Annotated in this window: 7 protein-coding genes; 3 read left to right on the top strand and 4 right to left on the bottom strand. The window is 62.3% G+C overall.

Annotated features, from left to right (window positions below; translation table 11 throughout):
* Positions 1 to 256: 256 nt before the first annotated feature.
* Positions 257 to 5,440: a glycoside hydrolase family 2 TIM barrel-domain containing protein gene (locus D5261_RS06355; RefSeq protein WP_119324375.1), complete on the bottom strand. Its 5,184-nt coding sequence runs from the start codon at positions 5,438 to 5,440 to the stop codon at positions 257 to 259.
* Between the two features lie 378 nt (positions 5,441 to 5,818).
* On the opposite strand from D5261_RS06355, the gene D5261_RS06350 reads away from it, so the two are divergent.
* On the top strand, positions 5,819 to 6,232 hold the full coding sequence (locus D5261_RS06350) for an endonuclease domain-containing protein (protein WP_119324376.1): 414 nt from the start codon (positions 5,819 to 5,821) through the stop codon (positions 6,230 to 6,232).
* A 177-nt stretch (positions 6,233 to 6,409) separates the two neighbouring features.
* Here D5261_RS06350 and D5261_RS06345 read toward each other — a convergent pair whose 3' ends face one another.
* Positions 6,410 to 8,410 (bottom strand): right-handed parallel beta-helix repeat-containing protein, encoded by a 2,001-nt coding sequence (locus tag D5261_RS06345; RefSeq protein ID WP_119324377.1) that lies wholly within the window; start codon positions 8,408 to 8,410, stop codon positions 6,410 to 6,412.
* Between the two features lie 220 nt (positions 8,411 to 8,630).
* Here D5261_RS06345 and D5261_RS06340 point away from each other — a divergent pair, with 220 nt between their 5' ends.
* Positions 8,631 to 10,583, top strand: coding sequence for a methyl-accepting chemotaxis protein (locus D5261_RS06340; protein ID WP_119324378.1), 1,953 nt, complete (start codon positions 8,631 to 8,633; stop codon positions 10,581 to 10,583).
* 99 nt (positions 10,584 to 10,682) lie between these two features.
* Here the strand turns inward: D5261_RS06340 and D5261_RS06335 are convergent, their stop codons facing one another.
* Entirely contained in the window at positions 10,683 to 11,549 is an 867-nt protein-coding gene (locus D5261_RS06335) for an SDR family oxidoreductase (protein ID WP_165864585.1), read from the bottom strand.
* A gap of 135 nt (positions 11,550 to 11,684) precedes the next feature.
* Between D5261_RS06335 and D5261_RS06330 the strand changes: the two genes are divergently transcribed.
* A complete protein-coding gene (locus D5261_RS06330; protein ID WP_119324379.1) occupies positions 11,685 to 14,339 on the top strand; it encodes an MGH1-like glycoside hydrolase domain-containing protein in 2,655 nt (884 codons plus the stop codon).
* Positions 14,340 to 14,345: 6 nt separating this feature from the next.
* On the opposite strand, the gene D5261_RS06325 is transcribed toward D5261_RS06330, so the two are convergent.
* Positions 14,346 to 15,197, bottom strand: a complete 852-nt coding sequence (locus D5261_RS06325; RefSeq protein ID WP_119324380.1) for a helix-turn-helix domain-containing protein — start codon at positions 15,195 to 15,197, stop codon at positions 14,346 to 14,348.
* Positions 15,198 to 15,255 lie beyond the last annotated feature (58 nt).

The following is a 15,255-nucleotide window of genomic DNA, read 5'->3' as shown; positions in this document are numbered from 1 at the left end:
TGTCCAAGGGTCGGCGTCCGAACGTGGCTTCGCGCCAGCTCATGGGGTAGGTTTTTGTTCGGCAAATTTCACCGGGTGGCGTGTCGGAGGCTTTGCGCAGACATGTCCTGCGATCGAGAAGAAACGTGGATGGAAAATCCACGCGTTTGCATCGCGGGTATAAAACCCACGCCTTGGGAGTCGCTTCGCGACTACGCCCAAAGGGAGCCCGCCGTGCCGGACGGACAATTAGCCGAAGGCTTCCCATACGTGGATTTTACATCCGCATTTCCTCTTGGGTGGAGGCGTGGCGTCTTACCTCGGGCGCGAAGCCAAGTTTTGGCTCCGACCTTTGGACACCCCTCTCCCGCGCTTTAGCGCTTTCTCGGGAGAGGGAATGGGGTGAGGGCTCTTCTCCCGCCGTCACCGCCAGCAGCGCAATCACGCCTCTGCGATCCGCCCCGTACTCCAAATCCACACTCTCAATCTTCACGCCGGGCCTTGGGTTATTCCACGTCATCAAATAAGCCACGGCGGAATACTCCGTCCCCGCGTAAGGCTTGACCCAGGCGATCTGCGCGCCGGGCAGCGCGGCGGGCGTCTTTTGCTTGTAATCGTCTACGTCGATCTCAGAACGGATCGGAATCGACGCTGTTTGACCGTCGACGTAATGGACGACATAGAGGGCCATTTCGGATTGCCTGCCGTTTTTGATGTCGTCGGCGCTGCGGCGCTGGTCGATCCGGGCGGTTTGCAGGAAGAAGAGGGCGTCGGCGTTGCGGCCGATGGGGACGCCGCGCACGGTGTCGGAGAGGTTGTTCGGGACGCCGGCGCCGCCGAGCATGACGGCGGTCGGGACGGGAGAGGTCGGGAAGCTGTAGATTTGGAACGGGACGCCGGCGAAGGTCTGCTTGCCGGTGGGCAGGTCGGCGAAGGTGAACGCTTTGTCGCCGAACCAGCCGCGCTCGTCGCGGTATTGATTGGCCTGTTTGGAGATGTCCAGCGGCGTATATTGCAGCCCAGCGCCGGCGATGACGTTTTTGGCGCCGCCGAACGGCGCCTTGAGATTTCGCAGCACGGCGGCGAGCAGGGCGCGTTTCTTGCCGGCGTTTTCCGCCACGGTCTCCGTCTCTTTGTACAGCACGTTGCAGAGGACGATGCCGCCCGCGCCTTTTTTGTATTCCAGCATCGCGCCGATGTTCAGCATCGGTTTGACGGTTTGGTAGAACTCCGGGGAGCGCTTCGCCTTGAGCGAGACGTTGTCCACGCCGACGTTCGGCGCGGTGTTCACCACGTTCCAGGCGGCGAGACGCATCGTGATGTCCCGCGCCGCGCGCGGCGGCGCGATCGGGAAGACCTGCGGCGCGTTGGTCGGGTCCGTCGCGAGCGAAAGCGCGTCGGCCGCGCGGCCGTCGAAGGTCAGGGTGACTTTGGTCGTCGGGTAGTAGAACGTGTTGCCGGTCCAGTCGAACTCGTTGATCTCTTGTGGCTTTGGCAGATGGAACGTGAACTCGAACGGCTTGTCGGGGCTGGTCGGGACGTTGACGATGTAGGGCCAGCCGTCGGCGGAGGCGAAGCCGTTGACCATGTTCGCCAGGAAGTCATTTGGGAACGTGGCGAAGGGCGCCACATCGTCGTAGTCCAGCACATAGCTGAAGATATCCGAGGCGACATATTCGTCGGATGTCCAATTGAAGATCCGCTCGCCGGAGTGCATGACGATATCGCCGGTCGTCAGCCCCGCCGTCAATGGGCTGCGCGGGGCGGAGAAGGCGACGCGCTCGCGGCGAAAGGGGCGGATCATATGGTCCACGCCGACGATCTTGTTGTAATCCGCCAGCCCTTCCGGCGTCAGCCCGTTGAAAACGATCCAGCCGCCGGCGGCGCAGAACTCCTTGACCTTCGCCATGTTCGCGGCCAGGGTTTTGAGATGCGCGGGCGTGGCTTCGATGACGGCGATGCGCGCGCCGGGAGGCGTGATCGCGCCCAGCGGATCGCCGGCCTTCGTGGACTGGACGCCCATCGCGTCCAGCGCCTTGCCGAGCGGCGCGCCGCTGGTGACGCTGGTCGTCACCGGCCGGAATTCTTGTTGATACCGGCGTCCGTAAGCAATCAAATTGAGCAGCAGCTTTTGCGCGACGGCGTTCGACGCCAGCTTTTCCTCCAGCGTGAGCTGGCTGAGCAGCAGCAATCCCTTTCCGGCGGGAACCTCGGCCAGCGCCGTATTCCCCAACCGGTTGTGGCACTGGATCAGCGACTTGGCGCCGCTCGTCGGTTTGGCGTACGCGCTGCGATAGACGACTTCATCCGGCCCCCAGGTGAAGAAATCCTTCTGCCGAAGGCCCGAGAGGGCGGGGTGGTCCAGGTCTTCGGCGAAGGCCGTTCGCCCCTCGTTCACCGCTGTCTCCATTTGCGCCGGGAGCCCCTGATACTTCAGGGGATTCGTCTGCTCCAGAACGATCACCGTGCGTCCCCCGCTGGCGTATGCCGCGAGCGCGCTGGAGGCGCTCTGCGCGGGCGTCAGCGCATCGCGTCCCACAAGCAGCACGCGGGATTTCGTGGAGACGGCCGTCAGGCTCTTGAGAGGCGTGAACGGGATTTTGCAGGAGGTGAGAAACGCGGCGGCGCTTTCCTTCGGATCGTAGACCGCCAGATCACCCAACGAGAGCGCCGCCGCGACGGGCCGCGCGGCGGCTGGCCCGGGCGGCAGCACGGACACGGCTTTGACATCGCTGAAGACGGAGTGTCCGCCGACGGAAAGCGCCAGCGTCCACGTCCCTTCCCGGCGCGTGGCGACGGCGGGCAGGGCGAGGGCGACATCGAACTTTTCGCTGGCGCCTGGGAGCACGTGATGCGTCGTCGTCTGTGTCGCGATTTGCTTGCCGCCCAGCGTCAGCGTCCACGTCAAATCGATCGGCGCGTCCGAATGTGTGTCGTTGAAGATCCCGAGCGTGCGCGGGACGCGCTGGCCCCCGCTGAAGGTCCAATCCCACTGCCGGCAGAAGACGGCGCGGGGCGCCTGCGACCGATACTGGTCCGCCTCGCCATTTTCCGGCCCTGCCCAGAGATGCCACGCGCCGTAACCTGCCCAGCGATAACCTTCGGTGAGCATCCGGTAGACAAGCGCGGCCGCCGGACGCGCCTGCGCCTTGCCCTGAAACGCATCCTCGCCGCCGAAGTAGGCGTAGTCGAATGGATTGATGCCGGTGGCGTAGAAATCCTCGCCCAAAAAGCGCGGACGCTTTTCGTCCCACGTCCAGCGCCCGCGCCCGCCGCCGGTGGGATTTTTGTCGTAGGCGAGCGCTGGGTATTTGGATACGGCTTCGCCCGAATCGAAGACATAATGGTTGCCGTGAACGGGCATCGACTGGTCGGCGTTCGCTCCGCCGCCGTCGGTCATCGTCAATCGCGTGGGATCGACGGTCCGGACGGCGTCCGAAGTCGCCTTCGCCTCGGCTTCAAAGAGCGGCATCTTATCGCCGTACAAATTGATGCAGTTGATATACAGCCACTCGTTTTCAATCGACCAGAGCATCACCGAGGGATGGTTGCGCTCTCCCCGGACCTGAGCGACCATTTGATCCCGCCAGTTGCGCATCAGATCCATCTTGATGGGGGATTTGTTGAGGGTCTGCAAGTCGGGATCGTTCTCAATCGCGTTGTAGCCGATCGCCTCGCCGTCCAGCGGCCCACAGCGGCGCACCACCACGCCGTTCGCATCGAAAAAGTTCAGCGCCTCATTGGGCGACAGTCCCATCCAGTCCGTTCCGCCCTGCGAGGTTCCCATGTATCGCATGATCGTCTGCTGCGTTTTGCGATAATTCGCCAGCCACTCCGCCGGCGTCGCGCCCGGCTGCAAGTCCGCCCATCCATGCCAGGGAACGCCGTTCAGCGTGAATTCCGAGCCCTTCGCGCCCCATTCCCGGAAGCCGAACGGCGTGTCGGAGACATCCACCGTTTTGCCGCCGATCTCCACCCGCGTGCGCAGCCAGTAAAGATGGGGATCGTCCGGCCACCAGAGCTTGGGATCGGTCCAGGCGCCGCCAATGGTAATCGCCTGATCGCCCGCCATCGTGAACGACTCGCGCCCGACCGTGTGCGCCGCCTGTCCGGTCTTCGGCTCAATCGCCTCGCAGATCACCTCGCCATGCGTTCCGCTGGGGAGCAGCGATGAGAGAGTGACATCCACCGCCATTGACTTGCGCGCAACAGAAGGGCGGCAAAAGACATCGGCCGCATAGACGGGACCGGCGGCCACCAGCGTCGGCGTGTCCAGGATCCCCGACTGAAACGCGTGCCAGATGGGGTAGGCGAGGTCCTGAAATCCGCTTTCCGTGACGCTCGTCGGCAAATTGAACTGCCGCCGCAGCTTCATCGGGTTCTTAGGATTGGCCGAATAGCCGTACCAGGCGTCGCGAAGCCCCACCCAGATCTCATTAGTCCCCGTCTTCATGCCCGGCGTCAGATCGAACGTGATCCGCGCATATGGGTTCTTATTGAAGCCGCAGTAAACGCCATTGACATAGACCGTCGTGTTGAGATTATTCTGCGGAAAAACCAACTGAAACGAGCGCCCCGCGAGCGACTTCGGAGCCTCGACTCGCGTGCGATACCAGACCCGGTGCGCGAAGAGCAGATCCGGCCGCAATTCGTTCTTATTCCCTGGCACGGCAATCGCCGTCCAGCGCGGATCCTTGGGGAAATCCTGGATCGGCGCCGCGACTTCGCCCGGCGTCTGTTCATCGTTACGGCAGATCTCCCATTGCCCCTTCAAATCCACCGAAACCCGCCGCCCCTCGCCCTGCGCCTCGGGCAGCGCGAACACGTTTTTCGCCGCCGCGTCATCCGCCGCCGTGCGCCCGCTTTCATCCGGCTTAAAGTGCGAATTCGGCGTCCAATCCCCCGCCGTCAAACACAACGCGTCCGACGCATACAGCACCCGCTGAATCTTCCCCTGCGCATCCTTGGTCCTCGGCAATCGAATCTCCAGCACATGATCGCCCGCCGCCAAATCCTGCGCGCCCATCTTCACCCAGGCGACCTCGCACCACGTATCCAGCTCCATCAAATCCGTCGTCAACTGCTCCGGCGCAACCGTCGCCCACGCCCCATTGTCCACGCGCCACTCAAACGGCGACCGCACGAACTCAAACCCAATCCGATTCCAGATCTGATAACTCGCCGCATTTTTCACCGTCAACGGATATCGCAGCACAATCCCCGTCTCCGGAACCTCCTTCTCCACCTTGTCCGCATCCACGGAAACATGGAGCCACTTTTCCCCCGACAGAAACTCTTTATGCCCCCAGCCAGCGATGTTGACCGTCGCGCTCGTCTGCGCCGATTCGCCTTCGAGCCAGAGATACCCTGGCGGCGCGGCGGCGTGCGCGGGATTTGTGAGTAGCGGGGCAGCACAGATTATGACGAGAAGGCGGAGCAGAAGACGGGTGATTTGACGCATGGTGTTTTCGCCTGGTTGGTTGCGTTGAAGATTGCAAAAGAGGCTATTACATTTGTGAGGCGGGTTGTCCTGCTTGTGTTCTCTTCCCGAGCTTCGCGCTACCCGGCAAACCCACCCCGGCGCTTCGCGCCACCCCTCTTGTCCTACCTACCCCCGCGCTTCGCGCCACCCCTCTTGTCCTACCTACCCCCGCGCTTCGCGCGACCCTCTCTTGCAAACCCACCCCCGGCCTTCGGCCGACCCCTCCCGCCGACGGGAAGGGTTGTCAGAGCACCTTTGACGAAAGTCGACTGGATATAAAAATGAATTGTGAGGCTTTCCGGTTTTATGGCTTTGCAGTGAGTACCAGCTTATATCATTAAGAAATGAGGTTATTTTATGCATCAAAAATTTGCCCCTGTTTGCGCGCCTGGGACGCTAGACAAGTGGTCACTGGCTCGCCAAATGCGGCGCTCTCCTACAGCGGCTGAAGTGAAACTGTGGAGTTATTTACGCGGAAATATGATGCTTGGTCTAAAATTCCGTCGCCAGCATGTTGTCGATGGCTTCATCGCCGATTTCTATTGCCATGCACTAAGATTGGTGATAGAAGTTGATGGCGGAGTGCATGAAGATCATTTGGAATACGATCAGGAACGGCAAGCCTTTTTTGAACAGAGCGGCCTAGCCGTTTTGCGCTTTAGCAACGAGGAAATTCTCACAAAGACGAACCAAGTTCTTGCAAAAATCGAAATCCGTTGTCATCAAGGAATGGCTAACACACTTCGCAGGCAAAATCGCCGTTCCGACTGAATTCGCTTCTCTTACAGATAAAAGAGATTGCACAGATATATTGCATCTGACCTCCGTAAGAACATCTCTTATCAACCCTTCCCGTCGGCGGGAGGGGTCGGCCGAAGGCCGGGGGTGGGTTTGCCCAGGGGTGGCCGAAGGCCGGGGGTGGGTTTGCCGCGGAGCGCTCGCCCCCCCTCACCCCGCCCCCACATTCACCGCTCCCGGCGGCGTCACGCGTCCCCAAAAATCCCGTCCGCCGTTGTCTTTCACCGGCGCTCCCGCGCCGATGCATGGGGACCCGGGCCGCAGCTGATATCCTGCCAGCGATCCAAGGCCTGGCTTCGCGGAGCCGGGCGCTTTGAATTGGGGATCGGTGAGGATGGCGTGGGAGTCGGCGGGGCGGTTTGGGAGGACGCCCCAGAAGGCGTTGTGGGTGAAGAGGGTGTTGGTCATGCCGGCAAAGGCGAAGTCGGCTTTGCCGGCGACGAAGAAGATGTTGTTGGTGAAGCGGGTGTTGTCGGACCAGGCGCCGCCCCAGTTGCCGGAGTCGACGATCTTGATGTCTTGGCCTTTGCCGATGGAGATGGTGTTGTTGTAGATCTGGGTGTTTTGGCAGGGGCCGCTGATGTTGAAGGTGTGCAGGCCGTCGTTGACGCTGATGTTGTAACGAATCGTGCTGCCGAGATTGCCGATGTTCCAGGGGAGTTTCTGGCCGCCGTCGTTGCAGATCAGCATGAAGCCGCCGTCGTTGTCGTGGCTGTAGTTGTACTGGAACAGGGTGTTCTGGCAGTTGTAATCGCAGTCGTAGCCCTCGCCGTCCTTGGTTCCGTGCATGCCGCTGACTTCGTTGTACTGGATGGTGGTGTTGTCGCAGCTCCAGGGCCAGATGCCGGCGGCGTAGTCGTCGCATCGCATGCGTCCGCCGCGAATGATGTTGCGCTCGACTAAGGCTTTGTCGCAGGCGATGGGAACGATGCCGTCGCCGCCGATGTCCTCCAGCACATTGTTCCGGATGACGACATGGAGGCTGGGGAGCCAGTGGTCCCGGCTCCAGTTTCCATCCATCGTAATGCCGTTGCGGTCGGTGCGCGTGAGGCGGCAGCCTTCGATCCGGAGGCCGTCGTAGCGCGACGGCGTCTTCGCGCCGCTGCACGCGACATGGATACCGTTGCCGCCGCCGTCGGACTTGACGTTGCTGCCGGTGACGTCGTGGATGTCCAGGCCGATGAGCGCGATTTGATGGGCGTCGCCAAAGTCGTCGATCTCGACTTCCACGCCCGCCAGCTTCGGCTGCGGAACGGGGCCTTTGTTGGCGAGATCGAGATGGCGCGCCTCGATGTATTCGGTGTTATGCAGAAAGAGAGTGGCGAGGGTAAGGCCCTGGGCGTCGATCCGTGGCTTTGGGCCTTTGCCGTACTGATCGATCACGATCGGCGCGCCGGCCGCGCCCTTGCCGCCGGGGGCGAGGAAGCCGCTCCAGCGGCCGCCCGCGCGCAGCAGGATCTGGTCGCCGGGCGCGAACGTTCCGGCGTTGACCTTATCCAGACTGCGCCAGGCGCGCGCCGCGCTCTTGCCGTCGGCCGCGTCGTCGCCATGCTGCGAGTCGAGATAGTACGCCGTGTGGCCCGGCGAGGTCCAAACGCGGGCGGGGAAGGGGAGACGGATGTCGCGCGGGCGATTGGCGGGATCGGTCTGGATCACGAGATTGTCAATGGCGATCGCGCCTTTGTGCTGAATGCCGATGATCAGCGTGTAATCGGGGGCGTTGTGGGTGAGGAATTCGGTTTCGACATGGCCCTTGTCGCCCGGCGCGCCTTTCCAATCTTTCCAGCCGGCGTCCCCGCCGCCCGAGGCGCGGCGCAGAAGCGTGTAAAACTCGGCGTCGCCGTCGCGCGCCAGCACTTTGTAGTCAAAGGAAATCTTGTAGGCTTCGCCGGCGTCGAAGACGCCGGCGCGCAGGTGAAGGAACTCGTTCCACTCCATCGCCGAACCGCGCGAATCGCCTTTCAGCGATCTCGCGCCCGACACGACCTCCCGCGGATCCTCCGTCAGAGTCGCCGTCGACTCCGGAGCAGCGATCGACGGCGCGTTCGCAGTCTCGAAGTCGGCGCTGAGCGCGGCGCGCGGCGTCTCGGCGGCGTGGGAGACGCCGGAAAGATAGATCAAGGCGGCCAGGACGGCCATCGTTCGTTTCATGCTGCTATTTTACTTCTTCTCATTTCGTTTTTGTTATCTGCGTGCGCGGTGGTGACGAGCGCTGCAATGGCGCTCGTCGGGCCAAACATCAAAATGCGTCGCGCCATCGAGATTCCCCTAATGCGGTCACGCTGGTTCGCCATAATTAAGGATTGACGGCTTGCGCCCCGCACAAATAATTGATTTGTTTGGGCCGCCGATAGATTTGAGGAAACCGGATATGAATTGGTTCATCAACTTGAAGACAGCCTCCAAGCTCCTGCTCGGCTTTGGGCTATGTCTGTTTTTTACCCTGCTTCTGAGCGCCGTCTCCATCACGCGATTAGCTCAGCTCAACAAAATTACCAAAGGCATCGTGGAAAGCAACATCTCGAAATCCGAGCTGATCGGAGGCATGGGCGATAACTTCCGCCAGGTGCGCCTGTTCGAGTACCAGCATATCTCGGTCACAGGGGCCGATCAGGATGCGCCGATCGAAGCGGATATGCAGTCGGAGCTGGAGGAGACCTCACACCATCTTACGTCCTATCAGCAGCTGGTTCAAGCCGACAAAGACCACGGTGATTTTGACACCGTGCAGTCGGAATGGGCGCAGTATATGACGATGCACGATAAGGTTGTCGTCTTGAGCCGCGCCAACAAAGACGCGGAAGCGATGCAGATGATGAATGGCCCCATGCTGACCATCTTCAATTCATTGCGGGAGCATCTTGACAGTCTGGCCTCGTCGGACCACGATCAAAGCGATCGCGACAAGCAGGCGTCCGGCCTTGCCTATGAGAATGGCGTTAAGTCAATTGTGCTGCTGGGGATTCTGGCGCTGGCGCTGAGCATCGCCGTCGGCGTACTCATCACGCGGTATATCACCCGGACCGTCGCCCAGGTCTCGGACGGCATGAAGCAGCTCCACCAGAACGGCCTTGTCAATCTCGGAGCGGCCGTTCAGGCGATGGAGAATGGCGATCTGACCGTCCATATCGAAAAAGGAACCAAGCCGCTCGAACTGCGCAGCCGGGACGAGTTCGGTCATATGGCGGTGACGTTCAACGAGATGCTGACGCAGGTCCAGTCGACCATCGATTCCTTCCACCAGTCCCAGTTCTCGCTCTCCACTCTGGTCCGGCGGCTTCAGCAGTCCTCGGCGCAGGTCGCCCGCACATCGCAGACCCTGGACCGGGAAGCGCAGCAGGTCAGCGGCGCCTCCGGGGAGATCAGCGTCTCCATCCAGGAAGTGGCGCACGCCAGCGAAACCTCTGCGGCCGGCGCCAGCGAAGTGGCGCAGGGGAGCATGGCGCAGGCGTCCTCGCTGGCGAACGGCGCGGATCTGGTCAAGCAGCTCTCCGTCCAGGTCCATGATGTCGCCCGCAATTCGCAGACGACGTCTCAGGCCGCCGGACAGGCGATCGACGCGGCCACCAGCGGCGCCGCCGCCGTTTCTCAGACCGTGGCCGGCATGAATACGATCCGCAACACCGTCAGCCAGAGCGCGGCCGTGATCGAAGCCCTGGGCGCCTCCTCGCAGGAGATCGGCGGCATCGTGGCGACCATCGACGATATCGCGTCCCAGACGAACCTGCTGGCCCTGAACGCCGCCATTGAAGCGGCGCGGGCCGGCGAGGCGGGACGCGGCTTCGCGGTCGTCGCCGACGAAGTCCGCAAGCTCGCCGAGCGCTCCAGCAGCGCCACCCGCGATATCAGCAAGCTGATCGACGGCGTGCAGAAGCGCACGGCCGAAGCGGTGGTGGTGATGCAGGAAGGCGCCCGTGAAGTCGAGCGCGGAACTTCGCTGGCCGAGGAGGCGGGCGAGTCGCTGCGCCAGATTCAGGAAGTTGTCCACGAGGTCACCTCGGGCGTGCGCCGGATCTACGACGCGACCGACCGGATGACCGCGACTTCGGACAGCGTCAGCCGCGCCATCGACGATGTCGCCGCCGTGGTGGAGGAAAGCAGCGCGGCCGCCCGCGAAATGAGCGGCTCCGCCCGCGAAGTCTCTTCGCAGGCCAGCGTCGTCGCCGACGCCGTGCAGCAGCAGACCCAGTCCATCGAGCGCCTGGTGTCCTCTTCCTCCGAGCTCTCAGCGATCGCCAAAGACCTCGAAGACGCCGTCGAACGCTTCGTGATCGACGATGCGTCCGCAGCGCCCACACGACTGACCATGTCCCGCGCGGCGTAGGAGAGCGGCCCTCACCCGGCCCTCCGGGCCACCCTCTCCCAATTTTGAGAGAGCCGGGTACCCGCTTGCGGGTGGAGGGGGGTGATGGCCTCCCTCGCTCTAAGAAAACGCCGCCGCGTAATCGGCGGCGTATTGTGCGAATGTTCGGGCGGGCTTGCCCGTGATCTCTTCTACCGTCGGCAGCACGCGGCCGGCGTAGCCGGCTTCGTAGAGCTGGAACAGTTCGACCAGCGCGTCGGCCAGAGCTTCAGGAGCGCCGGCGGCGACCATGCCGTCGCGCACCGCTTCTTCGGGCACCGGAACGAAGCTGATGGTCCGGCCCGTCACCGTGGACAGCTGCTCCGCGATCTCCGTGTAGGAAATCGCCTCGGGACCGGTGATCTCGTAGATCTTTCCCTCATGACCGGGCTCCGTCAGCGCCTTCGCGGCGACGGCGGCGATATCCCGGGTATCCACGAAGCTGGCCTTGCCGACTGTGACCGGGGAGTAGATCGCGTTCTGTGTTTTGATCGAACGGCCGTCAATCTCCGCGAAGTTCTGGAAAAAACCATTGGGCCGCAGGATCGTCACCGGGATTCCACTCTCCTGAATGATCTTTTCTTCGGCCCGATGCCATCGGCCCAGTGTGATTCCTGGCTCGGCGTCCGCGCCGTACGCCGATAGGCGCACGATGTGCGAGACGCCCGCCGCCTTCGCCGCGTTCACCAAGTTCTGAACAATCTCCGTGGTCCCGCCGGTAAACGGCGTCAGCAGAAAGAGCTGCTCGATCCCGTAGAGCGCATCGGGAAATGTGTCCGGACGCGCCAGGTCCATCTCCACCAGCTCCGGCTCATACGCCACGATGTTCCGAGCGCGCAGCTTGGAGCGGACGCCCGCCCGAATCTTGACGCCGTGATTGGCGAGTTCCGCCGTAAGATCGCCGCCCACCGTGCCGTTCGCGCCGGTAATTAAAATCGTTGCCGCCATATCTTCGTTTCTCCTGTCTCCCATATTACGCCAAAACTGCCGATAATCCATTCTATGGAACACGCATCGACGCGCGAAAGTCTCGGCGGCGCAATCGGGTAATATGAGGGATACGCCGGGAGAGGAAGAATTGATTTGAACGCTGAAGAGATTCGCCTCGCGCAGTCGCGAGAGCGCAAGGCGCATTGGAAGCGCTGGGGGCCATATTTGAGCGACCGCGCCTGGGGCACGGTGCGCGAGGACTATAGCGCCGACGGCTCCGCCTGGGATTATCTATCGCACGATCTCTCGCGTTCGGTGGCCTATCGCTGGAATGAGGACGGCCTGGGCGGCATCTGCGACCGTCACCAGAAGATCTGCTTCGCGCCCGCGTTTTGGAACCACAAAGACTCGATCCTGAAGGAGCGTCTCTTTGGCGTGACCGGGACCCAGGGCAACCACGGGGAGGATGTGAAGGAGTACTACTTCTATGTCGACTCCACGCCGACACACTCCTACATGAAGTTCCTCTACAAGTACCCGCAGGCGGCGTATCCCTACGCCGACCTGACGAACGTCAACATCCGGCGCGGCAAGCACGAGTCCGAGTATGAACTTTTAGATACGGGGATCTTCGACGAGGATCGCTACTTCGACATCGTGGTCGAGTACGCCAAAGCGAGCGTCGAGGATATCCTGGTCAAGATCACGGCCTACAATCGCGGCCCCGAAGCTGCTCCGATCGATCTTCTCCCAACAGTCTGGTTCCGCAACACCTGGTCATGGGGCGACGACGCCGACCGCCCCACGCTGCGCTTGGAGGAGGACGGCGCCGCGGGCCGCAAAGTGATCCTGCTGCACGAAGAGAGCTACGGCGAGCGCCGCCTGTACTGCGCCGGCGACCCGGATCTGCTGTTCACGGACAACGAAACCAATCGCCACCGGCTGGGAATGGCGCCGGGCGCTTCTCAGTTCTGCAAAGACGGCGTCAACCGTTATCTCGTCGGGAAGCATGAGGACGCCGTGAATCCGGCCCGGACGGGCACCAAGGCGGCGGCGCACTATACGATGACGGTGGAGGCCGGAGGCAGCAAAAGCGTGACCCTGCGCTTCACCGACGGTGTGCTGGAAGCCGACGCGAAGTATCCCCTGGGCGTCGATTTCGACGACATTTTCGCGGCGCGCATCCGGGAAGCGGACGAGTTTTACGCGGGAGTCATCCCCAAGACATTGTCGACGGACGCCCAGAGCGTCATGCGCCAGGCGCTCGCCGGCATGCTCTGGTCCAAACAGTTCTATCATTACGAAGTGCAGCGCTGGCTGGAGGGCGACCCGGGATATTCGAAGCTGCCGAGGTCGCGCATGGAAGGCCGCAACCACGACTGGAGCCATCTCTACAGCGCCGACGTCTTGTCGATGCCGGACAAGTGGGAGTATCCCTGGTTCGCCGCCTGGGACCTCGCGTTCCATTGCATTCCGCTGGCGCTTGTCGATTCGGAGTTCTCCAAGGACCAGCTGTCGCTGATGGTGCGCGAGTGGTATATGCACCCCAACGGCCAGCTTCCCGCCTACGAATGGGCGATGGGCGATGTCAACCCGCCGGTCCACGCCTGGGCCGCGTTTCGCGTCTATAAGATGGAGGAAAAGCGCCTGGGCGTCTCGGACCGCCCTTTCTTAGAGCGTGTCTTCCACAAGCTGCTCCTCAACTTCACCTGGTGGGTCAACCGAAAAGACCCGGAGGGCCGCAACGTCTTCCAGGGCGGTTTCCTGGGGCTGGACAATATCGGGATCTTCGACCGCTCACGTCCGCTTCCGACCGGCGGCCACCTCGATCAAAGCGACGGCACCAGCTGGATGGCGATGTTCACCCTGAATCTCCTGGCGATCGCCATGGAGCTCGCCAAGGAGAACCCGGCGTATGAAGATGTTGCGAGCAAGTTCTGGGAGCACTTCCTTTATATTTCCGAAGCGATGAACAGCCTTGGATCGGAAGGCGAGGGGTTGTGGGATCGCGAGGACGGCTTCTTCTACGATGTCCTGCATCTGCCCGACGGCCGGCGCATGCCGGTGAAGATCCGCTCCATCGTCGGCCTGATTCCTCTCTTCGCCGTCGAAACGCTGGAGGCCGACGCCCTGGAGAATCTTGCGGGCTTCCATCGCCGCATGGAATGGTTCGTCGAGCACCGGCCCGATCTCGTGCGCAATGTCGCCTGTATGGAGACCCCCGGAACCCGTGAGCGCCGCCTGCTCTCGATCGTCTCCCCCAGCCAGCTCCGCGCCATCCTGCGCGTGATGCTCGACGAAGAAGAGTTCCTCTCGCCCTACGGGATCCGCGCCGTCTCCCGATATCATAAAGATCACCCCTATATTTTCGAGGTGGACGGAGTCGAGCACCGCGTCGATTACGAGCCCGCCGAGTCCAGCGATGGCCTCTTCGGCGGAAACTCCAACTGGCGCGGCCCGATCTGGATGCCCATCAACTATCTCATCATCGAGTCGCTGCAAAAGTACCACTACTACCTTGGCGACGATTTCAAGGTTGAGTGCCCGACCGGCTCCGGCAATATGCTCACTCTCTGGGAAGTCGCCGCTGAGCTCTCGCACCGCCTCACGCACCTCTTCGCCCACGACGAAGCCGGCCGCCGACCGGTCTACGGCTACGCGGAGAAGTTCCAGAACGATCCGCATTGGAAGGATCTGATCCTCTTCTACGAATACTTCCACGGCGACAACGGCGCCGGGATCGGCGCAAGCCATCAAACGGGCTGGACCGGGCTGGTCGCGAAGCTGATGCAGCAGAGCGGGGAGTAGGTCTTCTCAAGCCGCAGGGTCGTCGCCGAACATCTGGAGATGGCGGCGCTCCGTCGCGTCGTCCGCCGGAAACATGCACTCAACACGCAGCTCCTGCGCGGCGACCGTTTGCGGGGTCCCGACGGTGGAGACCATCGAGAAGTAGTTCAGCACGCGATCGCCGTGGATAAAGCCGATGGGGATGACGGGCATGTCGGGCGCGGTTGGGACGGCGCTCAGCGCTTTGGGAGTTTTCCACTCGGCCTTCACACCGGGATAAGCAAGCAGCGCGGCCAGGAGCTCCTGACCGTCATGATCGACCACACGGCCGACGGATTCGCGGTAAACACGCTGAAGCAAACTCTTCGCCACGGTCTCCCAATCGGCGATAAACGGACGCATCCCTTGCGGGTCAAACATCAGGCGCAGCAAATTGCGCGGACTTTCGCGCGCCGCGAGATCGATGAAGCACCGAAAGAAGCGCGGCGCGGCTTCGTTAGCCATGAGCACATTCCAGGCGCGATCCATCACGACCGCCGGAAAAGGCTCCTGCTGGCGCAGCATCCGCTGGAGCGCGCGTGTGACGCTCTGCATCTCCGCCGCATTCCAGGGGCCTTCGGAATAGAGCGGGGCGTACCCCGCCGCCAGTAACAATGCGTTACGGTCGCGCAGCGGGACATCCAGCGCCTCCGCGACAGTCATCAATGTCTGGCGGCTGGGAATGCTGCGGCCGCTCTCCATAAAGCTGATATGGCGCTGCGACACGTCCGCATCGAATGCAAGGTCCAGTTGGCTCTTGCCGCGCACATCGCGCCACTGGCGCAGCAGCGCGCCCAGGTCATTCGCCGCCGCCGTCGCGGTCGGGTGGGGGGAATTCATCAAGCGCCGCCTTCCAATTAAGATTCCCGTTGTCTGGCGCTAGCTTCGCCCTATTGGG

The organism is Capsulimonas corticalis (assembly GCF_003574315.2).
GTDB lineage: Bacteria > Armatimonadota > Armatimonadia > Armatimonadales > Capsulimonadaceae > Capsulimonas > Capsulimonas corticalis.
The sequence above is the reverse complement of the archived record's forward strand: the minus strand, read 5'-3'. Positions and strand labels throughout refer to the sequence as shown.

Bases quoted from the DNA above. Each gene is read 5' to 3' on its own strand.
- D5261_RS06355 (WP_119324375.1), bottom strand. From the start codon at position 5,440: ATGCGTCAAATCACCCGTCTTCTGCTCCGCCTTCTCGTCATAATCTGT.
- D5261_RS06325 (WP_119324380.1), bottom strand. From the start codon at position 15,197: ATGAATTCCCCCCACCCGACCGCGACGGCGGCGGCGAATGACCTGGGC.
- D5261_RS06345 (WP_119324377.1), bottom strand. From the start codon at position 8,410: ATGAAACGAACGATGGCCGTCCTGGCCGCCTTGATCTATCTTTCCGGC.
- D5261_RS06335 (WP_165864585.1), bottom strand. From the start codon at position 11,549: ATGGCGGCAACGATTTTAATTACCGGCGCGAACGGCACGGTGGGCGGC.
- D5261_RS06350 (WP_119324376.1), top strand. From the start codon at position 5,819: ATGCATCAAAAATTTGCCCCTGTTTGCGCGCCTGGGACGCTAGACAAG.
- D5261_RS06340 (WP_119324378.1), top strand. From the start codon at position 8,631: ATGAATTGGTTCATCAACTTGAAGACAGCCTCCAAGCTCCTGCTCGGC.